This window comes from Aliidiomarina halalkaliphila (assembly GCF_007096385.1).
GTDB lineage: Bacteria > Pseudomonadota > Gammaproteobacteria > Enterobacterales > Alteromonadaceae > Aliidiomarina > Aliidiomarina halalkaliphila.
In genome coordinates this window covers 507,964-532,438 of the sequence record NZ_VJWL01000001.1, presented here as the reverse complement: position 1 = coordinate 532,438, position 24,475 = coordinate 507,964, and the positions used below count along the sequence as shown (strand labels likewise).

Annotated in this window: 16 protein-coding genes and 1 tRNA gene; 7 read left to right on the top strand and 10 right to left on the bottom strand. The window is 48.0% G+C overall.

Translation table 11 applies throughout. From position 1 onward, the window contains the following. Nucleotides 1-27 precede the first annotated feature (27 nt). The 3 genes from FM042_RS02485 to FM042_RS02475 all read left to right on the top strand — a co-directional run bounded on the left by FM042_RS02485 (nt 28) and on the right by FM042_RS02475 (nt 3,235). Nucleotides 28-1,467, top strand: coding sequence for an SEL1-like repeat protein (locus FM042_RS02485; RefSeq protein ID WP_143234165.1), 1,440 nt, complete (start codon nt 28-30; stop codon nt 1,465-1,467). A gap of 458 nt (nt 1,468-1,925) precedes the next feature. Beyond that, on the top strand, nt 1,926-2,570 hold the full coding sequence (locus FM042_RS02480) for a glutathione peroxidase (RefSeq protein WP_143234164.1): 645 nt from the start codon (nt 1,926-1,928) through the stop codon (nt 2,568-2,570). 140 nt (nt 2,571-2,710) lie between these two features. Then, nucleotides 2,711-3,235, top strand: coding sequence for a hypothetical protein (locus tag FM042_RS02475; RefSeq protein ID WP_143234163.1), 525 nt, complete (start codon nt 2,711-2,713; stop codon nt 3,233-3,235). A gap of 72 nt (nt 3,236-3,307) precedes the next feature. On the opposite strand, the gene FM042_RS02470 is transcribed toward FM042_RS02475, so the two are convergent. After that, nucleotides 3,308-4,072, bottom strand: a complete 765-nt coding sequence (locus FM042_RS02470; protein WP_185960669.1) for a MipA/OmpV family protein — start codon at nt 4,070-4,072, stop codon at nt 3,308-3,310. 132 nt (nt 4,073-4,204) lie between these two features. Between FM042_RS02470 and FM042_RS02465 the strand changes: the two genes are divergently transcribed. Continuing rightward, on the top strand, nt 4,205-6,196 hold the full coding sequence (locus tag FM042_RS02465; protein ID WP_143234161.1) for an AAA family ATPase: 1,992 nt from the start codon (nt 4,205-4,207) through the stop codon (nt 6,194-6,196). 122 nt (nt 6,197-6,318) lie between these two features. Next, complete coding sequence (gene fabA / locus FM042_RS02460; RefSeq protein WP_185960668.1) at nt 6,319-6,828, top strand: 3-hydroxyacyl-[acyl-carrier-protein] dehydratase FabA; 510 nt, start codon at nt 6,319-6,321, stop codon at nt 6,826-6,828. Nucleotides 6,829-6,900: 72 nt separating this feature from the next. On the opposite strand, the gene rmf is transcribed toward fabA, so the two are convergent. From rmf to rlmKL, 5 genes are all read right to left on the bottom strand, one after another. After that, nucleotides 6,901-7,077, bottom strand: coding sequence for a ribosome modulation factor (gene rmf, locus FM042_RS02455; protein ID WP_143234159.1), 177 nt, complete (start codon nt 7,075-7,077; stop codon nt 6,901-6,903). A gap of 297 nt (nt 7,078-7,374) precedes the next feature. Then, nucleotides 7,375-9,075, bottom strand: a complete 1,701-nt coding sequence (locus FM042_RS02450) for a DUF3466 family protein (protein ID WP_143234158.1) — start codon at nt 9,073-9,075, stop codon at nt 7,375-7,377. Next, nucleotides 9,076-11,019 (bottom strand): ATP-binding cassette ATPase Uup, encoded by a 1,944-nt coding sequence (uup, locus tag FM042_RS02445; RefSeq protein ID WP_143234157.1) that lies wholly within the window; start codon nt 11,017-11,019, stop codon nt 9,076-9,078. Further along, nucleotides 11,016-11,255: a glutaredoxin family protein gene (locus FM042_RS02440; protein WP_143234156.1), complete on the bottom strand. Its 240-nt coding sequence runs from the start codon at nt 11,253-11,255 to the stop codon at nt 11,016-11,018. Before FM042_RS02440 ends, uup begins: the two co-directional genes overlap by 4 nt. After that, complete coding sequence (rlmKL, locus tag FM042_RS02435) at nt 11,248-13,407, bottom strand: bifunctional 23S rRNA (guanine(2069)-N(7))-methyltransferase RlmK/23S rRNA (guanine(2445)-N(2))-methyltransferase RlmL (protein ID WP_143234155.1); 2,160 nt, start codon at nt 13,405-13,407, stop codon at nt 11,248-11,250. Before rlmKL ends, FM042_RS02440 begins: the two co-directional genes overlap by 8 nt. A gap of 209 nt (nt 13,408-13,616) precedes the next feature. Here rlmKL and FM042_RS02430 point away from each other — a divergent pair. After that, nucleotides 13,617-13,693: transfer RNA gene (locus FM042_RS02430), tRNA-Met, on the top strand. Between the two features lie 99 nt (nt 13,694-13,792). After that, nucleotides 13,793-15,223 (top strand): cardiolipin synthase, encoded by a 1,431-nt coding sequence (gene cls / locus FM042_RS02425; protein ID WP_143234154.1) that lies wholly within the window; start codon nt 13,793-13,795, stop codon nt 15,221-15,223. Here the strand turns inward: cls and FM042_RS02420 are convergent. The 4 genes from FM042_RS02420 to pepN form a co-directional block, all read right to left on the bottom strand. Then, complete coding sequence (locus FM042_RS02420; protein ID WP_143234153.1) at nt 15,206-15,751, bottom strand: cell division protein ZapC domain-containing protein; 546 nt, start codon at nt 15,749-15,751, stop codon at nt 15,206-15,208. The two genes, cls and FM042_RS02420, sit on opposite strands and share 18 nt — an antisense overlap. A 57-nt stretch (nt 15,752-15,808) precedes the next feature. Then, entirely contained in the window at nt 15,809-16,822 is a 1,014-nt protein-coding gene (locus tag FM042_RS02415) for a quinone-dependent dihydroorotate dehydrogenase (protein WP_143234152.1), read from the bottom strand. Continuing rightward, nucleotides 16,822-21,666 (bottom strand): NAD-glutamate dehydrogenase, encoded by a 4,845-nt coding sequence (locus FM042_RS02410; RefSeq protein WP_143234151.1) that lies wholly within the window; start codon nt 21,664-21,666, stop codon nt 16,822-16,824. Before FM042_RS02410 ends, FM042_RS02415 begins: the two co-directional genes overlap by 1 nt. A 128-nt stretch (nt 21,667-21,794) precedes the next feature. Next, on the bottom strand, nt 21,795-24,413 hold the full coding sequence (pepN, locus tag FM042_RS02405) for an aminopeptidase N (protein ID WP_143234150.1): 2,619 nt from the start codon (nt 24,411-24,413) through the stop codon (nt 21,795-21,797). Nucleotides 24,414-24,475: the final 62 nt, after the last annotated feature.

Sequence of the window (24,475 nt, the reverse complement as noted above, 5' to 3'; positions counted from 1 at the left end):
ACTGATTTACAGGTCATGGAGGATGTGATGAACCCAATAGCAAAACTTACTTTTCTCACCAGCTTTCTTTGCTTAAGTATTTTGCCTAATTCGCACGCACAGCCTATGAGCGAAGGCCTTAAGGCCTATGCTAGCGAAGATTTTACCCTGGCACACGCGATCTTTGACTATCGTTTTAAGACCTCGAGCAAACAAGCGGCACTAATGCTTGGGGTTATGTATATAAACGGCGACGGTGTGCCTGCGGATCCGCAAACGGGCTACGCCTATTTACTAATTGCCGACGAGTGGGGCGATCACAGAGCACAGCAGTACCTCGACCCTTGGCGCGATACGGTCGATGACGATGTTATGTCCCGCACGCAACAACGTGCAGCGGCGCTGAAACAAGAGGTGCGAGTTGTATTGTACGGTGACGACACCGCTATCACGTCGCCGTATAACGTCAAAGACGAGCGTCACATTCGGAAACGAGTGAAAGAGCCTTCAATTCGATTTCCTCCCAGCGAGCTGGGGAAAATAACTACCTTTATCATGAGTTACCTCATTCACCCAGACGGTACAACCTCAGCCAATTTTTATGAGGGTTTCTATAGCAAAGCCTTTGTTTCCGCTGTGGAGCGGGGGATTCGAAACTGGCGATTTGACGAAAGCGACGGGCCTGATGCAAGAACTGTGTCCTTTGGATTTACCAGCAACATGAGTGACATTGGCGCTGAGCGTTTTAATCAATTACTCGATCACTATTTTTCTCCGGCCATACTGGGTAACGAGATTGCACAAACCAGCTTAGTCATTATGAATGACAGTCTGCGCACGAATCAAATGGCTTATGAGTTTCTGTTGGATGAGCGACTAAACGAACAACCCGCCGAACCATTTTACGCGGATCATGAGGCTCAAACAGGATATCCGGCCTTAAAACGCTCGCGTTTGAGTCATCCTGTTCCTGATAAATTTCCTCGGTTTTTCGTTACCCGTGTGAATCGTGACACAACCTTTAGTCATTGGCACGATGAACTGGATGATTCTGATGAAGAACAGCAAGCGTTTATTGAAACTATTCCTGAGATTATGGATGACATCCAAAAACGAATGCGCAGTCGTCGGTTCACCGATGGCGATTACGTGGTGTCTTTAGATCGAACAAAGGATGAGCTTCATTTCAAAAAGCCCATGTACCATTCAACGTGGGCGGACCAAAACTATTGGCGTTTACAAGCAGCAACCAATGGTGATTCATTTCAACAATTGACCTATGCGTTAAGTAGACCCATAACGTCACCTTGGGCACAATATTTTATTGAACAAGGCAATGGGCGGGTAATGGCACATCGTGGTATTTATCTTGTGCGCCATGGTGCCGATGACACCACCATAGCCCAAGGCATGTCGTATCTGCGCCGCGCAGAAGCGCTTGGTGATGAAATGGCCATTGAAGCCCTCGCGATTCTCGAAAAGCCATAACCACAAAACATTAACCCTTTAAAGCAACTGGGTTCCTTCACTCAAACGTCCTTGCGACGCACTTGGGTGTCTATACTTTATTGATTAACGATGATTATTTTCCTTTCGCTGAGAAAAGGGGAGCTGGGTTTCTGCCCACCGTTGTAGATTCATCGTTCTTGGTGATTAATATCTAATTTAACATAATATACATTATACGAAATGACGTGCGTGTGCCTCAGATATGGGATAGACTGGCGTAAGGCCTGTTTCCAGGCATCATTTTCGTGAATCTTTATCGGCAATCCCTCCCGAACTTGTTAAAGATTCACGTAGCGACGCCTTGCACTATACTTGTAGACGATTCATGTCACTAAATTGCCTTGTCATGATCGGACAAACTAACTTGCTCGTATATCTCACATACATAGTACCATGATCAGCAACGACGATTTTATCGTGTTAAGGAGTAGAACCAAATGAACGCATTAACTAACCGAACTGAGGTTTTGTTGCGCCTGTGTGCCGGCGCTTGCTTATATGCTTTAGTTGTCGCCTTTCCAATGACGGTGAGCGCAAATGCCGAGGAACCCGCAGCCACTAGTGCACCTCTGCAAATTGCTGAGAACGGCTGCTTGAATGTATTTGATCACGATATGCGGGCTTTACACTCGACGGAACACCATAACCTGTGTGAGCTCACCCGTGATCGCGTGGTGCTTGTCGTAAATACCGCAAGCCAATGCGGATTTACTGGTCAATTTGCAGACCTCGAGTCACTTTACCAAGAGTTTAAAGACGATTCGTTTGTGATACTTGGCTTTCCCTCAGATAGTTTCCGTCAGGAACACCAAGACGAAGCCGACACTGCAGAAGTCTGTTTTCGCAACTTTGGCGTAAGTTTTCCAATGATGGCCACCACACCAGTGCGTGGTGAATCTGCGAACAGCGTACATCAAGCACTAACGGACGTGACTGGCGATGAACCTCGCTGGAACTTCCATAAGTACCTCATTAGCGCGGATGGAACGCGGATTGAAGCTTTCCGAAGCGCAGTCTCTCCGCAAGATGAGTCATTTAAGACAATAGTTAAAGAAATGATGGGCCAGGATTCTAAAAGTTAGGTCGAAAATGACTTAATATCAGTGATTTAATAAAGCAAGCCTGACTGCTTTACACTGTTTTTACTGGGCACGCCTTTGTAAAGATAAACCATTTTATCTATATTCAAGGCGTTGTTTTACAGCCAAAAGGAACCTAACCTATGAAAATGAAGTCGATTAAGTCGGTACTTATGTGCGCCGCTGCAACAGGCGCCCTCGCCTTTGGCACCGTGGGTACTGCATCAGCGTCACCGTGGAATTACGTGGGTGGTGGTTATTACGATTTCGGCGACAGTGGCTTTTACCTAGAAGGGTCAACCCACGTTGCCGATCGATTTGTGCTGAATGCTGAAATTGGCGATACCTTCGACACAATTTTCCGTGTCGGCGGCGTGTACCTAACTGAAGCAGCCTTGGGCGGAGCACCACTGTTTATTGCAGCTGGTTATTCGGACTACTCGGTGGATGACGGTATCTATTTTGGCGCAGGTGTTACTTACGCCTTTGATCCTCGCTTTGATGGTAAGTTCGAGTTATTACATGATACCGCGGTCGACGGCTTTTTCCGTTTTCGCAGTGGGTTGACCTATAAACTGGATAACAATCTTGCGGTAACAGGAAGTTACAGCTTGAACAACCGAAGTGTGAGCAACGAGTTCCGTGTGGGTGTGCAATACCGCTTCTAATTACGTTCGTACAGAAAGCCCGCTTTTTGCGGGCTTTTTTTTGCCTCTCTTATAAAGGGAGCTCTGCGCCCCTTACCAACGGTACAATAAGGTTACGAAAATGGTGCGATAGCTACGCTGGGTCGCCATAGGGCTGTTAGCAATCCCGCTCGCGGTGCGCGAGTATTGGTATCCGGCTGCCATACTTAAGCGCTCACTAAAATACTGATAGCCACTCACGCCGACAAATGGATTTACACTGTGATCGCCTCGGTACTCTGAAATCCCTGAACCTATTGCTTCAACTTCACTGACCCCAAAGTAGTAATTCACGTAATCTTTACTCATATAGTTCACACCGATTTGTGGCGATATTTGCCACGCCTGCATCGGGCGATTTAGGGGTAACGCATACTGCGCTTGCGCCCTTTGACCATTGTGACGACCGCTTACGTCAGTATTTACTGTGAATGTTAGGTTTACCCAGCGGTTAGGCGTATAGCGATAGCCGAGTCCCCAGTTGGCGCTGATTTTCCGTGAATCCAGTTGCTGCATCTGGACATCACTACTTTCGGAGGGCTTGAAACGGGAAAGATCCAAATTCACCGTCGTCCATAGTTGCTGCGCCCGATCCCGATAAAGATGGCGTCCAACGCTTAGCCCGCGAATAAAATAATCCTCTCCTTCATAACCGACTGCGGGCACCACAATAACGTCTGAGTCGACACCACGATAACTCAAGTCATTACTAATCACTGCAGCACCAAAGCTCCAACCGAGTGGAGGCCCCTGCTGCACATCATCGTCGGCGTGACTTACCATGCTCAGCAAGCCACCGATACAAACAAATGGCAACATAGCGCTGATGCGACATTTACAGGGTTGGAAATTAAAGGCTCTCAACATCCATATCTCTCTTGTTTGCTTCACCGAGTGAAGTCATTCACGTATGATGTGTATATTCTCAGTTAATTGAATTTAGATCACCCCATGAATGATAAATCGATGGCGCGAAATCAAGCGACACACTTGTTGCTTGCTCCCAAACAACTGAAATCCGACGCTGTGCCGTGGTTACAGGGCATGGATGCAACTAATGAGCCGGATGCATTGGTAGGGCAAGAGCGTGCGCTGACGGCTGTTGCACGGGCACAACAACAACGCTCTGCGTATTCTCATGTGTATATGAGTTTACCCGCGGGAATGATCGCCCACGATATCATTCAGCAATTAAGTGAACGTCAGCAATGGTCGAGCCAAGGAATGCAAGATTGGGTCTATCTAGCGAATCCAGAAGACGAGCGTGCCCCACTCTGCGTAAGTCTTCCTGCCGGTGCAGCTGAACAAGCGCTCATTGACCTTTGGGGTTATCTGAATACCCCGGTTAATGAACGGAAGGGATCCATCACTGAGTTGGCAGACAAGTATAATTCGGCGGGCTATCGACACTACTTACAACTTATTGCAGATAAAGCCTTTGAAGACATTCCAGGTAATGAGCTGGCAAACATTATTGTGAGCCACCAAGAGCCGCGCGCGTGGGTTTATTGTGATCGCGTGACAGCAACGACGCTATTTGGCGATATTCGCGTGCAAAACGTGGAAGGGCAGATAAATACAGAGCTGCATTTAATACGGTCAGGCGCACTGCTTGAGGCCAATGGCGGAACGTTATTGATTCAAGCCAATGAGTTGCTGATCCAACCCGAGCTCTGGCGTCAACTCAAACATGTGATTCGCTCTGGAACCTACCAGTGGCAACAGCTACCGGCCTCTCCCCAGGGTACCTTGCATTATGAACCTGAGCCGATTCCTATTGATATAAAACTGATCTTAGTCGGCTCACGTGACCTATTCGCGCAACTGCGTGAGCTCGATGCTGAATTTAGTAATTTCTTCCCCTACTTTGCAGAATTTCGTAGTTTCTACGCGGTGAATCAATTTGGTGAAGCGCCCTACGGTCGTTTTTTAAGCTATTTACAAAATACTGCACGCTGCGCGCCCCTAACAGATTGTGCTCGCTTGGCATTATTAAATTTCAGTGCGGAAATGGCAGAACATCAAAACGAGTTAAGTTTAGATGCGGTGGCACTTATTCAAATTCTTGAAGAAGCCAATACGCTTGCGCGCGAAGCCGGTGAACCGAGTATTAATGGCACATTTATTGAGCAAGCAATTCATGATGCGGAGCATCGTGAGCGGCTTCTCGCGGAGCTAAATTGGCAGTCGATTCTAGAACGACAAATTATTATCGACACAGAAGGTGAAGCAATCGGTCAGATTAATGGCCTTACGGTGGTTTCAATGGCTGGCATTGAATTTGGTGAACCGTCGCGGATTACCGCCACCGTGCATTATGGTGAAGGCGATATTATTGATATTGAGCGCAAGGCCGAGTTATCAGGAGCGATCCACACCAAAGGCATCATGATTCTAACCGCTTACCTTGCAAACCTGTTTGCTCGACAGGAGCCCATGCCGCTGTCGGCCACGCTCGTATTTGAGCAGTCATATCATGAAGTTGATGGGGATTCGGCATCTTTAGCAGAGTTATGTTGTTTAATGTCTGCCTTGAGTGAAACACCAATTGATCAAAGCATTGCTGTGACTGGAGCTATCGATCAGTTTGGCAATGTGCAAGCGATCGGCGGGATTAACGAAAAGATTCATGGCTATTTTGAAATTTGCAAAATGCGCGGATTAAATACGCGTCACGCAGTAATCGTGCCTAAATCGAATATGATTAATTTGCATTTACGCCAGGAAGTTATCGATGCGGTCGCTGCAGGAGAATTTGCTGTTTATGCGGTGAATCATGCCACAGAGGCGTTTGAGTTACTGATGAATACGCCATGCGGCGAACCACTCAGTGATGATAAAGACACCCTATTTGGCCGGGTTCATCATCGTTTACAAGATGCCTTAGCGCATCAGCACCCAGCCCGACCTTCGTTGTTAAAGCGCTTATTTAGTCGTAGCTAATTGTTTTCGGGTGATGATCGTAACTGTTCGGACTTGTCTAGCGTACACCTGTTCGCTAAGCTAGCGGCAATTTTATTAAGTGGCCTGTGATCGTTAACGGGGTCAACAACAAGGTGTGTACCATGCAATCTAGTTATACTCGGGAAGAACTATTGGCGTGTAGCCGTGGCGAAATGTTCGGTCCAGGAAATAGTCAGTTACCTGCGCCTAATATGCTCATGATGGACCGTATCACAATCATGAATGATGACGGTGGTGATTTTGGATTGGGATACATCGAAGCGGAGCTCGATATTCATCCAGATCTATGGTTCTTTGCTTGTCACTTCCCTGGTGATCCAGTCATGCCTGGCTGCTTAGGTCTAGACGCATTGTGGCAAACACTCGGCTTTTTCTTGGCCTGTTCTGGCGGCCCTGGGCGTGGGCGTGCTCTAGGTGTAGGCGAAGTGAAGTTTACCGGTCAAGTGCTACCTACGGCCAAGAAAGTAACTTATAAAATCCATATGAAGCGCGTCGTTAAGCGGCGTCTATTTATGGGGATTGGCGACGGTTATGTTGAAGTTGATGGCCGACTGATCTACGAAGCTAAAGATCTTAAAGTGGGTCTCTTCACAGATACATCTGGTTTTTAAATATTTTTAATCGCTTTCATAACCACAAAGCCCCCAAACATGGGGGCTTTCTTTTTTGGTGACCGTTACCTATTACAGTCGATAAAAACCATCGGTTCGAGCTTCCATGGCATCTCGCCATCCACCGAGCCATTGTGAGCGTACTTCGTTGCTTTGATAGGGACAGGTTTCTTTGGAACGTCCGGAAACCCCTGCTTTGAAACCTTGAGAATGTGCGCGCTCTAAACGGTCACGTTTTTGTCTTCTCATCTTCACTTTCCTCTTTGTCGCTTTTTAGCCAGTTGAAATAACACCACAGCCTATTGGGTATCTGTGTTTGTTAAATCAACGCGATCAATGGTTCAACAACAAGTGTGGTCGTCACGTACTCTTTCTTACTTGCTCTTGAACACCATTTCAGATGCGACGGACTTATTTTTTCCTAGCCCGTACTCTATGGATAGTGACAAACTGATTAAAGTTCAATGAAAAATCCCGACTCACATCACCTAATAGAGTTAAGGCGCTGAGAGTCGGGATGTTTTTGATCTAGACGAAAATCGTCTGTTAAGACTGTTTTCTACGACGCAATGTAATAAGTGCAAGCAAGCTTAATACGCCTACCGAAATCGGGTTCATATAAGCGCCTTTACGGGTATTTCGATCGATTTCACTACCTGGGCCTGTACATACTTCCGGCTCTTGCGAGCTGGGCTTTAAGACAACAGAAATTAGCGCATTGTAATCACGCAGATCGCCATCTTCTTCAACTTGTTTCGTCGTCATGGCCATGGCCAGAATTTCACCCGAGTCATTGATGTCTACCGCATCAATAATTCGTAACGTTGCATCACAGGGTAAGTAGTCGTTGAGGTTGCGTAAACTACCGCTATTGATATCAAATACAAAGCCCGAATAACGTCGGTTGCTTTGTGCATTGATTTCAACTTCTGCGCGGCCGACAACTACATTATTGTTATTGATCGCACGTGGCCGCCAAGCACCAGCTGCATAGAAACCCACTGGATACTCCGCCGTAAGATCCGGATCGTCTAAGTCAATATAAAACAGACGTGAACGCGGTTCTTGGTCGAAGAACCGATCCGTATAACCAACTACAATACGCTGATCATTCACTGCAACGGCTTCACTTATGTTGCCATCGCCAGTGCCCGAACGGAGGCTTACTGGGCCATCTGGACCGTTAAACCATGTGGCACGACGGAACTGCGCGCCCTGTAATACACGGCGCGAGGTACCGACGATATCGCCGTGATTATTCACATCCCGGGCAATCGCAGCATACCGAACCGTAGCAAATCCATCTTCTAAGTCAGCTTCTGGGTCGAATGCAAACCCCAGCGGCCCCTGCTCAATGACATTACCTTGCGCATCAAACTGCCATGCGTAGGCTTCTTCATCGGTAAATGGGGTACGAACACCCTCGCGGATACCACTATTGGCAAACCAAAAGCGCCACAAACACACCGACAAAGGCTCAAGCGAAATAGGCTCACCTTCTTCATCCTCAGGTGTAGTACAACGATCATAAATTTCTTCTAAGCGCCAACCATCTGCAACAGACGCATAACCGACCGCCAGATGCGAGTCATTAATGGCATATAGTGAAGCTGTTCCGCCTTGAATCAGTCCTTCGTTCCCGGTGACGGTGCGATAGTTCACACCGTCGGTCCATGCACCCACAGGAAAGGACTCACGCGTAAAAAATGTCGCTTCTTCGCCATCAGTGTCTGTGCCTTCGATACGGTGATAAGGCAACCCCGCCTGACCGACAATAATGCCTTGGTTGTTGATGCTTAATGCACGAAAATCGGCGCTATCGGAGCGTTGTCCTGTTTCCGCGTCGTTTTCGTCAAATCCTGCAAGTTCGCGCTCTTCAACATCAAATAAAAATCCGAGCTCCATCGCAAGCTTTTGATTCCGTGGGCTTGTTGAAACGGTTTCCCCGGCAATTAAGCGATCCCGAATACGGCGACGCTCAACATCGGTAGGATTCATCACATCTTCAACATTCGGGAAGTCTTCAGGATCAAGAAGGTCTAAACGGATGTTCTGGTTCAGAATGTCGGTTAACGTGCCTACGACGCGCCCTTGCTCGTTCATTCCATGAGGAACCATATTGAGAGCCTGCGGTAACAAAGCTAGCTCAGTTACCGTATAACCTTCTGGAATGGAATCTGCACTCGCGGTCCCAATCCCCCATACGAGTGCAGTTGAGATAGCGATGGCTAATTTGTTATTGCGCATTCAATTACCTTGTAAGTTTTCTAAATAATCCCAGCGTTCCAAAGCTTCCATTAACGCCGTTTCTAGTTCACTTAACCGGTCCATCGTTGGTTGGGTTTCGGTGATCGGTTTTCGAAAAAACTCAGGATCATTTATATGTTGTTGTAAATCATTTAACTCCCGCTCGAGGGTTTCAATGTGCCCTGGTAGCAGTTCGAGCTCTCGTTTTAATTTGTATGATAACTTGTTCGACTTCCGAGCTAAAGCGGACTCGCTCTCTGAGTGCTCTTTTCCTGCAGAAGTTCCCGAATTTTCAGGATTAGACTGATTTTTATTTCGGGGTGGCGCAGCATTTTCTACTTGTTTCGCCTGATAATGACGTACTTCGTCAAAGCCACCAACGATTTCCGTGACCTGCCCTTCCCCTTCGAACAACAGCACCGAGGTTGCAGCGTGATCGATAAATTCCCGATCATGACTTACCATCAGTACTGTACCGGGATAATCAACAACAACTTGCTCTAATAGCTCCAAGGTATCGATATCCAAATCGTTGGTAGGCTCATCGAGAATCAGTAAGTTACTTTCCCGCAAGAGTATCTTTGCTAACATCACCCGATTCTTCTCGCCGCCCGAGAGGGCGCTTACCGGCATCCGTGCCTGTTGTGGAGAAAAAAGAAAATCTTGTAAGTAACTGTATATATGGCGTGTTCGACCTTGATGAACTACATCCACTTTCCCTTCGCCCACGTTGTCAGCCACTGTCGCATCGAGGTTTAATTGTTGCTGATGTTGATCAAAATAGGCCACATTCAAATTTGTGCCGAGTTTACAAAAGCCACTGGTTGCTTCACTTTCCCCAGTAATCAATCGAATCAGCGAACTCTTACCACACCCGTTGGGGCCCACAAATGCGAGTTTATCCCCCCGTTGAATGATCAGATCTAAACCCCGAATTAATTCTTTTCCGCCCAAGGTGAGATGAAGATCTGAGGCTTCAAATACAACCTTACCGGAACGCTCGCCCGAGCCCAGTTCAATATTCACTTGGCCGTGACGATTGCGTCGTTGCGCGCGTTCGTTGCGTAGTGCTTGTAAGGCACGAACTCGCCCTTCATTGCGAGTGCGCCGTGCTTTCACGCCTTGGCGAATCCATGCTTCTTCCTGAGCGAGCTTTTTATCGAAGAGTGCAGCTTGCGTCTCTTCAACTTCCAATAAGCGTTGTTTCTCTGTTAAATAGGCGTCGTAATTCCCCGGAAACGATGTTAAAACCCCGCGATCGAGATCGACAATACGTGTGGCGAGCGCTCGAATAAATGCCCGATCGTGGCTAATAAATACAATAGCGCCACGAAAATCCAGAAGCATTTGTTCAAGCCACATAACCGTATCCACATCCAAATGGTTGGTCGGCTCGTCAAGCAACAGAACATCCGGTTGCGTGGCAAGGGCCTTAGCTAACGCGACTCGTCGTAGCCAGCCTCCGGAAAGATGGGTCATCTGTTGATCCCCATCAAGTTGCAAACGGCTAAGAATTTGTTCGATTTGGTTTTGAATCTGCCATCCATCACCTGCGTCCAACGCTTGTTGAGCGCGCATCAAACGCGCAAGCACGGCTTCGTTCTCAGGATCATTGGCGAGTTGTTGTGACAGCTCATGATAGGCCGTGAGATGGCGCCCAACGTCTGCAAATGCCGCAGCAACGTAATCGTACACACACCCTTGCATATCGCGCGGCGGATCTTGCGGCAACATGGCGACGCGCGTATTTCCTACACGGTGCAGCGTGCCTTCATCCAACACGACCAAGCCCTGCAGCACTTTTAATAAGCTCGACTTACCGGCACCATTACGTCCGATAATACAAACCCGCTCCTGGGCACTTACAGTGAACTCAGCATTATTGAGAACAGGGGCAGTACCAAACGCTAAGCGGGCATTGGTGAGGCGTAAAACAACACTCATTGGGATAGAAATTCCTGCAATTGGTCGGCCGCGAAGGGCCATTTTAATTCAGCATCGTCAGAACCCCGCACGAGCACGGGCACCAACAAGCCATACTCCACCACAAGTGCTGGGTCATGTGTGATATCGACCATATTCAGTTGAATCGGCTCGGGCAACTCTTGCTGATGGATTAACTGAATCGCGTGCACACAAAGCGCGCAATTATCTTTAGTTAATAAGAAAAATTCAGGCATGGCGCAGGTACCAACACACGTGCACAGCCCTTTGCTTTTCGAAGTCTGGCGGAATCGAAGCGCGGGTGTTGTCTTCTGCCTGCAGCCCCATTGCCGCCACGGCCTCGAGATCAAGCTTAAATCCGCGCCGATTGTTGGTAAATATAATCAGACCATCTGGCGCCAATAACTTTTTCGCCTGCTCGAGGAATAGACTATGGTCGCGCTGCACATCAAATACATTGTCCATACGTTTTGAGTTGGAGAATGTTGGTGGATCAATGAAGATCAAGTCCCATTGTTCTGGGTTCGCCTTCGCTGACTCCGTAGCTAACCATTGCATACAGTCTGCATGCACAAAAGGATGGCGAGAAATCGTGAGATGATTTAAACGAAAGTTATCTTTAGCCCAATTGAGATAAGTTTTCGACAAATCAATGGTTGTTACTTCACTTGCACCACCTAAAGCCGCGTGCACTGATGCCGTTCCCGTGTAGGCAAATAAGTTGAGCACTCGCTTATCTTTCGATAACGACTGAATGCTCTTACGGACCCAGCGATGATCGAGGAATATGCCGGTATCTAAATAATCGGTTAAGTTCACAAAGAAACGAGCATTATATTCTTGCACTTCAACCACAACACTCTCTTCAGAAACACGCCCGTACTGTTGCTCGCCCTTTTGCCGCTTGCGCTGGCGGGTATAGACTCGAGCGGGATCGACAGGAAGCCCATCTAACGCGGCTTCAATCACTTGCCACCAGCGTTTTTCGGCGACTTGTTCTGGAATGGTGCTCGGTGCCGCATATTCTTGAATAACCAACGCACCATCGTAGTAATCGATCGCTGCGTTGAATTCAGGGATGTCCGCATCATAAACCCGGAAACAATTTACCCCTTCGTTAGCAGCCCACTTTTCACGGTGTTTCCAATTCTTCTGCAAACGATTGGCTAGTGATTCCAATTCAGGTCGCTCAAACTGAACCTGTGGTTCGTGCATATTGATTATTGCCAATAGCACGGGAATACCGCCGTTATTCAGTTTGTATTTCTTATCGGTGCGAACTCGCATGGCCCGAATCATAGTTTCGTCAGGGGCTAAAATTGCGGCCTTCCAATTTGGAATACCTGGCTGTAGCCAAGTACCGAGTTTCCGATAAAATTGCCATGCGCCGAATGGACTTCCTAAGCGCTCACCATACGGCGGATTACTGAGAATCAGTCCTGAGCGAGCACCGCGATAGCGCTTCATCAACCAAGGGGCATTAAACTCCCCTGTTTCGATTTTAATAATCTCAGACAGCCCTAACCCTGCGATATTTCCTTCCGCTGCTTCCACTACCTGAGGATCAAGGTCCACGCCATGAAATCGGGTATGACAAGCCGCCAATCCTTGCTCGAACCGGCTTTGTGCTTCGTCCTTTAAACGATTCCATAGGTCCGCGCGATGGGCGCGCCAGGCGTTGAAACCCCAACGGGTTCGACCTAAACCCGGCGCACGATCAGTCGCCATCAGCGCCGCTTCAATCAATAAAGTTCCCGAACCACAGGTGGGATCGGCAATAAGTTCTGGCCAGTATTCGGGGGCTTCGCTGGCAGTCCCCTGCAAGCCAGCACGCATCACCAATGCGGCTGCCAGTGTCTCTCTAATCGGCGCGGCACCTTTGGCTTGGCGATACCCCCGTTCATGCAAACCCGCACCGGCCAGATCCAAGTACAGCGTCACTTCGCCCTTATGCAAATAGCCTTGAATCGAAATATCCGCTTGTTTGGCATCGACCGTTGGGCGTTTATCACCTGTCCGGCGAAACGCATCAACAATACCGTCTTTTACCACTTGCGCGGAAAACTGAGTGTTTCGCAAGGTCTGGCTCGTGCCATTAAACCGAACCGCGAACGTATTACGTTCATTGAACACCTCGTGCCATGGAAAATCACTCGACAATTTCTCAAGGGCGAAGCGATCATGCACTTCTGCACTGACCAACTTAAGCAATACCCGGCTACCTAAGCGCGACCACAGGCACAAGCGATACCCTAACTCGATATCTCCCGTGCAAGTTACACCTGAATTGGTTGGCTTGATCGCTTGCGCACCCAGAGATTGCATTTCTTGAGCGAGCAATTCCTCAAGCCCGAGGGCACATGGAACAAAAAATTGATAAGATTGCATGAATGAAACAATTCCAGCGGTTTTCGTGAGTAAATCACATGATACGTTGATGTGTCCCTAGTATATCGCATGGGGACGGTTGCTGTCTTACTTCCTTTGTTTTGTTTCTTTTTTAAGCGTTTGAACCCTTATTTTGAATAAAACCGTGAAAACCATGCTTTTAACCTTGCATTACGGATTTCTGCTGTTATGATACGCCCCACATCGGACGCGGGGTGGAGCAGTCTGGTAGCTCGTCGGGCTCATAACCCGAAGGTCGTAGGTTCAAATCCTGCCCCCGCAACCAATTCTCGATGTCCAACCGGGTGTTCTTACCCATTTATTGAAAAAAATCATATCTCTTTCTATAGTTAGGCCATCATAATCACCATAACGAGAGTTTTTCGTGCAACTCACTGATCTCATTGTTGTGCTTTATTGGCTTCTGATTGCCTCTGTTTTTCTTCGGATTATTTTTAAGCGGCGCCCGGTCAGTGCATCACTCGCCTGGGTGCTTATCATCGTTATTATTCCTCTCCTTGGCGCACTTATTTACCTCTTTTTTGGCGAAGTTCAACTCGGAAAACGTCGCGCTGAGCGCGCCGCAGCCATGCACAAGCCGTTTACCGATAATTTCCTGTCTCATCTCCAGGATCATAAACCTGAAGTTCCCTCCAACGTCGCCGCTGGCGCAATCTACAATTTAATGAAACGGCGTGACGGAATCGGTGCTTTTGGCTTTGATAACTTCTCAGTGCTTAGTGAGCCAGACGCAATTTTTGACGCTTGGATAGCCGATATTCGGAAGGCGGAGAAAAGCATCCGCATGGAGTTTTATATTTGGCACCCTCATGGTCGCGTCAATGAGGTTACCGACGCATTGATTGCTGCCGCAGAGCGAGGGGTTTCGGTTGAGATCCTGGTAGACCATGCAGGCAGTTGGCGATTCTTTTTTTGGAGCCGCGATTTAAAACGTATGCGTGGAGCTGGCATTGAATTTTTACCGGCGCTGCCGGTTAATATATTTCGCAATCTATTTCGCCGTGCCGATTTGCGTCTGCATCGAAAAATGCTGCTGATTGATCATTATATTTGTTACAGCGGCTCAATGAATATGGTCGATCCGCGGTACTTCAATGTAGGTCGTCGTTTTGGCCCCTGGATTGATATGGTCATCCGCTTTGAAGGCGCTGCGGCCTTTGGTGTATCCAAGGTGTTTTCCTGGGATTGGGAACTAGAAACCGGTGACCGCCGCTTCCCAGAACTGGAAAATCCCCTTCCCCACAGTAAACAGTGGCTTTCGATCATCCCATCGGGACCGGGGACTCATGTGGATGTCGTGCATCAACTGATGCTTTCATTGATTCACCGTGCCGACCAGAGCTTAATTATCGCTACCCCCTACTTCGTACCTAGTGAGGCAATTTATGAAGCCTTGGTACATGCAGGGAAACGCGGAATAGATGTATGTATCTTGCTGCCTGCGGTGAGTGATTCTCGCATCGCTGCATTTGCTAGTCGCTCATACTACGAGAATCTCCTCGCAGCCGGCGTTCAGATACGTCTCTTTGATAAAGGATTGCTGCACAGCAAAGCCATGGTCGTTGATGGAGAATTAGCAATTGTAGGAAGTATGAATGTGGATATGCGCAGTTTACAGCTCAATTTTGAATTGAGTTTCGCGCTCTATAACGAAGACAGTTGCAATCAAGTATGTCAGCTGCTGCACACTTATAAGGAACAAAGTACCGCAATCGATTATGAGCGTTGGAAGGCGCGCTCACGACTGCATCGGGCAGCGGAGCGCTTCATGTATTTCTTAAGCCCACTGCTTTGAATGACCGCCCATACGGGGCATGGGATGGCGTAAAGATTCTTGCAATCGATCATTCAGAACGCGAGTTACTTCAAATCGACGCATGGTTTTAAAGCCGCCGAGTTCAAATGATTCATCTACAAGCAGACACAACGAACACCGCTCATCTTGCTCCACCACAAGGAAATCAGCTTGCGCAGGACCTGAGATTAATGAGCAAAATAAGTGGGTTTGTGGCCAAGGTTTCTCTTCCGAAAAAGGACCAAATTGAAAGTACCAGCTCTGTGGCAACATGATCTTACCGAAGCGCACAAGCGCTGCTGCATGCAAAGCAATATTGAATTGCTCGGAGGCTGGTAAGGTGCTGTGGTCTTCCAAATAGTCTGAAAAGCGTTGAAATGCAGCCGCATCGTCCATTGAGAAGGACACCGACTCGGGTAAACGATCACGTAAAAAGCTCCGCTTAAATTCGAGCGGATGAATAAGATTTTTACCTAATTCAATTACTAGCGTTTGCGAATCCTGCAGGCGCCACTGCCAATTTTGCATCGAAATGTTCCCTATGTACTCGATGAACAAAGCAACAATACTCGTTTTTAATAACTATTACAAGTTTTCAACAATCTCGCGGATCAACTCTGGGCCACGGTATATAAAGCCTGTGTACACTTGCACTAGGCTCGCGCCGGCATCAATTTTGGACTTTGCATCCGTTGCGTTCATAATACCGCCAACACCAATAATCGGCGTTGATTTAGGTAACGCAGCCCGCAACCAGCGAATAACTTGTGTAGACGCCTCCGTGACCGGCGCACCGCTTAATCCTCCGGCTTCTTGCGCATGCAAATGACCGGATATTGCTGTGCGTTCAACGGTGGTATTGGTCGCGATGACACCATCAATTCCATGACGCTGAATCGCATCGGCGAAGCCTTTCGTTTGTGCCTGATCCATATCTGGTGCGATCTTCACCATAATGGGTACGTACTTCCCGTATGTTTCGGTAAGCTCCGCTTGCTTTGCTTTCAGCGCCGAAAGCAGTTGGTCGAGCACATCACCATGCTGAAAGGCACGCAATCCCGGCGTGTTTGGTGACGAAATGTTTACTGCAATGTAACTCGCTAAGGGATATACACGCTCCATGCAGTACAGATAATCGGCGGTACCTTCTGCTTCAGAGGTGTCTTTGTTTTTACCGATGTTGATACCCAATACACCCTTGTATTTTGAACCCTTAATCCGCTCTACAAGCGCATCGACCCCTTGATTATTGAAGCCCATCCGGTTGATCAACGCCTGATGCTCAGGCAACCGGAACATGCGTGGTTTCGGATTACCTGCTTGAGGGCGTGGGGTTACAGTCCCCACTTCTATAAAGCCAAAACCCATGGCGTCGAACGCATCAATACAGCGTGCATCTTTATCTAAACCAGCGGCGAGCCCCACCGGATTAGGAAAATACATCCCCAAGAGCTCAACGGGTTTACTAGGGAGCTTTTGCTGAAGCAAAAAACGCATGGGGCCTTTCCCCATGCGTTCAAGCTGATTTAACGTAAAGTCATGCGACCACTCTGGATCGCGTTTGAACAGCGCAGAACGAAAAAGTGGGTACAGATTCATTAATGACTATTTCCACTCTTTTGTCCAAGCAACGTAAGCTCACGCAAGGCCACAGAGAACTTAGCGAACTCATGGCTCTTCGTCGTTTTAAAATCGGCCAGGGTTTGCTTCCAACGCTCCACATAGGCAGCATTATCGTTCAACCAACGATTAAGCATGTCTTCTGCCGATTTTTCCTCGTCCGCGTATCTCAATACCGTTAGCGTTAACAATCGTTGCTGCCAATCCAATTCTTCCCGGAAAGCAGCTCGTGCTAACGCTTGCCAGTGGTTTGCCACCGGCTGACGGTTCACTTGATCCAAGAACCAATGAATACTCAGCTCAGCGCCTAAGCGGAAATACGTCTCCGAGACCACCGGGATCTTCTGTTTAGTAATTGCGGCCACTTCGGCAATATCCATTGCCGAGAACACCGTGCTCAAGATACCAATTTGATGGGCAAGTGCTTTCGGCACGCCTTTTTCAATTAACTGATCAATTTGGCCACTGATGGCAGTTTTTTCTTCATCACTCAGGTAATTGAGTACATTCTTGCGCAAGTCATTGAACGACTTCGAATAGAAATCAATATGCTCTTGAATGCTAGTAAACTCAGGGTTTCTATGGCGTAAGAACCAGCGTGTCGCGCGGCGAACCATGCGGCGTACTTGGAACAACATATGATTTTGCGTATCTGCAGAAATCTTGTTGTTGAGCTTCTCCACTTGCTGCCAAATAGAGCGGCTACCAAACACTTCCCGAGCCGTAATGTATGCCGCAGCGATTTCAGCGATGCTGGCACCGGTCGCTTCTTGCTTGCGATACACGAAGTTTGGCCCCATATCATTCACGATATTATTAGCCAGCTTGGTGGCAATAATTTCGGCTTTCAATGGGTGATCGTTCATCGCTTCTCTAAACTGTTCCTGCAATTCGCGAGGGAATGCAGCAACCAGTTCACGCTGATGGAACGGATCTTGGGTGATCTCATCACACACCAACTCTTCTTTCAGCACCATCTTGCCGTAAGCGTTCAGCACCGCCAATTCTGGTCGTGTTAAGCCTTTACCAGCAGCTGTACGTTCTGCTAACTCATCGTCATCCGGAAGGAACTCTAAAGCACGATCAAGCAATCCTTCCTTCTCTAGATGATGAATAAAGCGTTGCATTTCCTTGATTTGATCAGGGCCACGCAATAAGGTCACTGAAATTGACTGCGTTTGTCGGTTACAGTCATGTAACACGATGTCTGCAACTTGTTCGGTCATCTCAAACAAGAGTTGATCGCGCTGAGGTTTGGTCATTTGGCCTTTCGCGACCAAGCCGTTCAGCAAAATCTTAATGTTCACTTCGTTATCAGAGCAATCAACACCACCTACGTTATCAATAAAGTCAGTGTTAATCCGTCCGCCCCGAATAGCGTACTCGATACGGCCTAACTGGGTGCAGCCAAGATTACCGCCCTCACCCACAATTTTCGCACGAATCTCGTTGCCGTTTACGCGCAGAGCATCGTTGGCACGATCACCAACTTCCGCGTCGGTTTCTTTTGACCCCTTCACATAGGTGCCGATGCCACCATTCCACAGCAAATCAACTTCGGCGGTGAGCAACGCCTTAATTAGCTCGGTCGGCGTCATGGTGCGTTTTTGTGTACCAACCAAGCGCTTCATTTGTGTGGTTAATTCAATCGACTTGGCGCTGCGTAAGAAGATCCCGCCACCTTCGCTAATGAGTTTGCGATCGTAATCATCCCAGCTTGAACGCGGCATATTAAACAGGCGCTCACGCTCTTTGAAGGACTTCGCAGCGTCTGGCTCTGGATCGATAAAGATATGCATATGGTTAAAGGCCGCCACAAGTTTGGTGTGCTTCGATAACAGCATGCCATTACCAAATACATCGCCGCCCATGTCGCCAATGCCAATACAGGTAAAGTCTGTAGTCTGGCAGTCGATTCCCATTTCACGGAAATGTCGCTTAACAGACTCCCAGCCACCGCGGGCAGTGATGCCCATTTTCTTATGATCGTAACCGACCGACCCACCTGAGGCGAAGGCATCGCCAAGCCAATGGTTATACTCTGCTGAAATTCCGTTCGCAATATCCGAGAAAGTCGCGGTACCTTTGTCTGCCGCGACCACTAAATACGGGTCGTCGTCGTCATGGCGGACCACGTTTTCAGGGTAAACAATCTCGCCATCAACGATATTATCGGTGATATCCAACAAGGCACGAATAAAGGTCCGATAACATGCTTTGCCTTCCTCAAACATGGCATCGCGCTCTTCTGGGAGCTGCTTACAAACGAAACCACCTTTCGCACCAACAGGCACAATCACGGTATTTTTCACTTGCTGGGCTTTCACCAAACCAAGCACTTCGGTCCGGAAATCTTCACGACGATCCGACCAACGCAATCCCCCACGAGCCACTTTCCCACCCCGTAGGTGAACCCCTTCCACGCGAGGCGAGTAAACGAAGATCTCGTATTTCGGCAAAGGCAGAGGCATTTCTGAAATTAATTCAGGTAGGAACTTCACAGACACATAGGTTTTCTCGTTGCCGTCTGCGTCGGTTTGGAAGAAATTGGTGCGCAATGCCGCCTGAATCAGATCTAAGTAACGACCAATAATACGGTCGTCATCCAAGCTGGCAACATGCTCTAGCTCGCTTTGGATACGTTGCACCAAGGTTTCCACTTTCTTCGCAGTCACCTTAGTACCTGGTTCAAAGCGCGTATAGAACAGCTTCACAAGCAATTTCGCGATTTTCGGATAGCGCGTGAAGGTACTTTCAATATAGCTTTGACTGAATGTTACGCCGATTTGCCGCATATATTTTGCGAACATCCGCAAAATCAACACGTGCCGACCTTCCATACCCGCGCCTAGAATCAAACGGTTAAAACCGTCGTCTTCGTAATCGCCAGTCCATACTTTGGCGAACGCATCTTGAAAGTTATCGCGACTCTTCTCGAGATCGAGTTTCCCAGCGGTGTGCAACATAAAGAAATCGAGCACCCAGAACACATGACCGTCGTTGGTTTTGATCTGATATGGTGATTCGTTAATCACGCGCAGACCAAAGTTTTCCAACATGGGAAGTACATCAGATAGGTGGATCGGCTCATCCCGATGGAAAAGCTTGAGTTTGACCCGATTTGAATCGTCCTGGACTTCTTGCGCTCGATAAAACAGCATGCCCAAACGATGGTCATCATCGAGGGCCTCGAGCTGCTCGATATCGGCAATGGCTACAGACGGCAAAATATCTTCTTTATAGGCGCGGGAGAACCCATCGGCGTAGCGACGCACCAGCTCACGAGCACGTGCTTCACCCTTCCCCGTAACCAACAATCGCTCAAGGTTATCTTCCCAAGTGCGCGATGCTTCAGTGAGGTTTTCTTCGAGTTCTTTCACATTAATTTCCTGTCCGCTATCCTGCACACGCACGGTGTATTGTGTCCGTGCGAGAATTGATTCTGAAAAGTAGGTCGTAAAATCCACATCTTCGGTGCTGCCGAGAGTACGCGCCAATATTTGCTGTGTTTTCATCCGCAGTATCGTGTTGTAACGCTCTTTGGGTACATACACCATGGCGGTAATAAAACGCCCAAAAATATCACGACGCAGAAATACCCGAGTAATATCTCGTTCTTGAATCTGTAACACCCCAAGTGCCGTGGTCAGCAAATCATCCACATGGGACTGCACAATTTCATCACGCGGGTAGGTTTGCATAATATTCAATAGCGCTTTGCTGGCATGGGTGCCTTGGGCATAGCGGCTATTTTTCAATACCGCTGCCACTTTATCTCGGACCAACGGGATATCCATTACGCTATCATTGTAGAAGCTAGCGGCGTAAAGGCCGATAAAGCGATCTTCACCGACGACACGCCCTTTTTTGTCGAAGCGTTTGATGCCGATATAATCGCTATATGCTGGGCGGTGTACCCGTGATTTTGAATTCGTTTTTGTGAGCAATAATAATTCATCGTTTGCGAGGGCTGTAGTCCGAGCAAGCTTTGTCATCTCCGATAAGCGACGGCCTTCTGGACTTTCTGACGCCTTTAACAACCCAAGACTACTGCCTTGGTCCTGCGTGAGTTCATAGTCCCCTTCCACTGGCGTCAACGTATAGCTGCGATAGCCCATGAGGGTAAAATTGTCGTCGGCTAACCACGCTAAAAAGCGCTTAGCTTGAGCTAGTTGTTCTTTACTGCCGGGGAAATTGCGCTTTTCAAGATCGGCGACAATATCTTTCAAACGTTGGCGCATCGGTTGCCAGTCGCTCACAGCAAGAAACACTTCCTCCATCACTGAGGTCAGTTCTTTCTTCAGGAGCTTCAATTCATCGGTGGTATTCTGGCGGTCGACTTCGATAAGGAAAACGGTATCCGTTTGCGCCTTAGCATCGGTTTCGCCAGCGGGTAGGATTTCACGCACACTGCCGTCACTGTTACGGCGGTGAACGAGTGGTGCATGGAGCAATAATTGTGAATTAATGCCAAGGCGGTTCAATGCCATCCGCACTGAGTCCACCATAAAAGGCATATCTGTTTGAATAATTTCAACGATCGTGTGCGGTGATTCCCAGCCATACTTGGCAACTTCAGGGTTATACACTTTGATCGTGGCTTTGCTGTTCGACTCATAGTTGCTGAAACTATGCCAAAGTCCAACAATAGCCCCGTAAATATTACTATGATCGCGTCCTACGAAATCATCGCGGGACACATTGCGATACAAACGATGAGCAAACTCATCAACCAAGTTCGCGCTCTCGGACGGCAATTTCTGACGGATCGTTTCAGAAACTTTTTCGAGAATCACTGGAGGTTGACTATTGACCGATGCCATGATGATAGATCCTTGTCTGCGGGCGAAAAAAGGTGGCTCGCCAGCCGCGTATTGCGGCGGGGTGTAAACCTTCTTATTCTCGGCCTTTACGCTAGGAAAATCAACGTATTCTCGGCTGGTGCGAGGAGTTATTTTTCTTCTAGCGCTTGGCTCAATTTTTCATGCAAATCTGGTGCTAAATTATTCAGCTTGCGCAACCGAACTAAGGTGTCATGTAATGCTGTTTGCAGTGCCTCAGGGAGCCGTTTCCACTTCAATAATGGCGACAATAAACGCGAGGCCACTTGAGGGTTTGACGCATTCAGTCGCGTGATGGCGGACTCCAACAGTTGGTATCCTAAGCCATCCTGTGCATGTAACTGGCCTAAATTATGGGTGAAACTTGCCAATAATGCATAAATTCGGTTGGGATTAGTCCAGTTAAACGCGCTATGGTGCGTTAAGTAATCTATGCGCTCCGCGCTTCCCCAATCTGGCGCGCTAGCTTGTACCGCTAGCCATTTGTCCATCACCAAAGCATGCCCCTGCCATTTTTTCGCAAAATCGTCGAGTAAGGAATGACATAGTGGATGGTCAGCATGCACCGCAGCGGCCAATGCACCGAATGTGAGCGTCATGCTGGCACTGTGATAAAACTGTTGCTTCAGCACTGACGAAATCTGTGCGTCATCGTGATGAAACGCCAAATAACCTAAAGCCGTATTTGCCAGCATGCGTTGAGAGATGAGAGCGGAGTCTAACCCTGCATTAGCAATATCAGTTCGTTCCCATACAAACATGAGCTCATCTTTTAACGCCAATGCCAGTAACGCCCGCAATTCGCCCACGACGCGCACAACATCGGCCACCGGAATAATGTCGAACTCCTGCGCAAGCGTTTCTTCATTCGGGATCTGCAGTAGCAAGGCTGTCAGTGCCGCATCCTGTTTGGCATCTTTTAACACCGACGACAATGTATCGAGCATGGCTTCAGACAGGCCAACATCGGTATCCTCATGAATGGCGGTGAGTAAACTGTTTCGGTATATGCGTTGGCTCGCATCCCAGCGTAAGAATGGATCGGATGCACCTCTCATGATTGCCAATAACTCATCTTCATTCTGCTCAAATATCAATTTGATTGGCGCTGAGAAATTCCCCAACAATGCCGGTATTAAGGGGGCTTTGGGCCCCTTGAAGCGAATACACTGTTCCCGTTCTGTGAGCTCAATTAAATCCAAGGGGGAATCATTAACGTGAACTTCAACCGAAACGCCTTGGTCATCAATAAACTCGACTTGAATCGGAATATGAAACGCGGGTTTATCTTTCTGATCTGGAGTGTCTGGGGTTGTTTGGGTCAATACCAAACTCCCCTCTTGGCGCTCCACATCATAATCATAATGAACCTGAACTTGCGGTGTCCCCGCATAAGCATACCAATGACGAAATTGGGAAAAATCTGCGCTATTGGCATCTTCCATAGCCTTGATGAAGTCTTCACAAGTAACCGCTTGCCCATCATGGCGATCAATATAGAGCCGCATACCTGCTTGAAACCCGTTTTCCCCTAATAAGGTATGCAGCATGCGAATCACTTCGGCACCCTTGTTGTAAACCGTGACTGTATAGAAATTATTCATCTCCATCACACGGTCTGGGCGTATCGGGTGCGCCATGGGGCCCGCATCTTCTTCAAATTGGTGTGATCGTATAATACGTACGTCTTGGATTCGTTGAACCGAACGCATGCCCATATCCGCGCTGAACTCCTGGTCACGGAACACCGTGAGCCCCTCCTTCAGCGACAGTTGAAACCAATCCCGGCAGGTCACACGATTGCCGGTCCAGTTATGGAAATACTCATGGCCAATCACTGACTCCACATTAATAAAGTCTTGATCAGTCGCTGTCTTGGCATCTGCCAACACGTATTTCGAGTTAAAAATATTCAGTCCTTTGTTTTCCATGGCTCCCATATTGAAGAAATCCACGGCAACAATCATATAAATATCAAGGTCGTACACTAGACCAAAACGCTCTTCGTCCCATGCCATTGAACGCTTAAGTGAATCCATCGCGTATTGTGCACGCGATAGATTTCCTTTATCGACAAAGATCTGCAACAACACATCCCGTCCATCTTGCGTTTCAAAGTGATCTTCCAGCACGTCAAAGTCGCCCGCAACCAAAGCAAACAGATAAGCGGGTTTTGGATGGGGATCATGCCAAGTGACGGAATGGTGAGTATCATTGGCGGCATGAGCGATTGGATTTCCATTCGCCAATAGATAAGGAAAACCTTGCTTGGGAGCAACAATCTTGGTGGTAAACACAGACAGCACATCTGGCCGATCCAAATAATAACTTATCCGCCGAAAACCCTCTGCTTCACATTGAGTACAAAAGGTACCGGCAGACTTATAAAGGCCTTCCAGCGCTGAATTATTTGCCGGATCGATTTGAGTCATGACTTCGAGTACAAAGGCATCTGGCACCTGGTGGATTCTTAGGTCCTTTTCCGTTTGTGTATAGTCGCTCTCGCCTAATATACGCCCGTCTAAGGTCACCTTTAACAAACTAACGTTCTCTCCCACCAGCACTAAATCGCTATCCTCTCCTACCCGCTGGATCTTCATGGTATTGGTGACCATGGTTTGATGATCGTCGAGTTCAAACACCAAATCAGTTTCCGAAATGGCAAAAAGCGGTGCTTGGTAATCATTACGATACTTCGCTTGCGGGGCGTTGGTGGACACGTCAGACATGGAGACTCCAAAACAAAGAATTGAAACTGCGCATCATCCTAACAAAAAGCATGAGAGAAACC

What these genes read in the sequence shown, in the direction of transcription:
- FM042_RS02485 (WP_143234165.1), top strand. Translation starts at nt 28, where the DNA reads ATGAACCCAATAGCAAAACTTACTTTTCTCACCAGCTTTCTTTGCTTA.
- FM042_RS02480 (WP_143234164.1), top strand. Translation starts at nt 1,926, where the DNA reads ATGAACGCATTAACTAACCGAACTGAGGTTTTGTTGCGCCTGTGTGCC.
- FM042_RS02475 (WP_143234163.1), top strand. Translation starts at nt 2,711, where the DNA reads ATGAAAATGAAGTCGATTAAGTCGGTACTTATGTGCGCCGCTGCAACA.
- FM042_RS02470 (WP_185960669.1), bottom strand. Translation starts at nt 4,072, where the DNA reads ATGTTGCCATTTGTTTGTATCGGTGGCTTGCTGAGCATGGTAAGTCAC.
- FM042_RS02465 (WP_143234161.1), top strand. Translation starts at nt 4,205, where the DNA reads ATGAATGATAAATCGATGGCGCGAAATCAAGCGACACACTTGTTGCTT.
- fabA (WP_185960668.1), top strand. Translation starts at nt 6,319, where the DNA reads ATGCAATCTAGTTATACTCGGGAAGAACTATTGGCGTGTAGCCGTGGC.
- rmf (WP_143234159.1), bottom strand. Translation starts at nt 7,077, where the DNA reads ATGAGAAGACAAAAACGTGACCGTTTAGAGCGCGCACATTCTCAAGGT.
- FM042_RS02450 (WP_143234158.1), bottom strand. Translation starts at nt 9,075, where the DNA reads ATGCGCAATAACAAATTAGCCATCGCTATCTCAACTGCACTCGTATGG.
- uup (WP_143234157.1), bottom strand. Translation starts at nt 11,019, where the DNA reads ATGAGTGTTGTTTTACGCCTCACCAATGCCCGCTTAGCGTTTGGTACT.
- FM042_RS02440 (WP_143234156.1), bottom strand. Translation starts at nt 11,255, where the DNA reads ATGCCTGAATTTTTCTTATTAACTAAAGATAATTGCGCGCTTTGTGTG.
- rlmKL (WP_143234155.1), bottom strand. Translation starts at nt 13,407, where the DNA reads ATGCAATCTTATCAATTTTTTGTTCCATGTGCCCTCGGGCTTGAGGAA.
- FM042_RS02420 (WP_143234153.1), bottom strand. Translation starts at nt 15,751, where the DNA reads ATGCAAAATTGGCAGTGGCGCCTGCAGGATTCGCAAACGCTAGTAATT.
- FM042_RS02415 (WP_143234152.1), bottom strand. Translation starts at nt 16,822, where the DNA reads ATGAATCTGTACCCACTTTTTCGTTCTGCGCTGTTCAAACGCGATCCA.
- FM042_RS02410 (WP_143234151.1), bottom strand. Translation starts at nt 21,666, where the DNA reads ATGGCATCGGTCAATAGTCAACCTCCAGTGATTCTCGAAAAAGTTTCT.
- pepN (WP_143234150.1), bottom strand. Translation starts at nt 24,413, where the DNA reads ATGTCTGACGTGTCCACCAACGCCCCGCAAGCGAAGTATCGTAATGAT.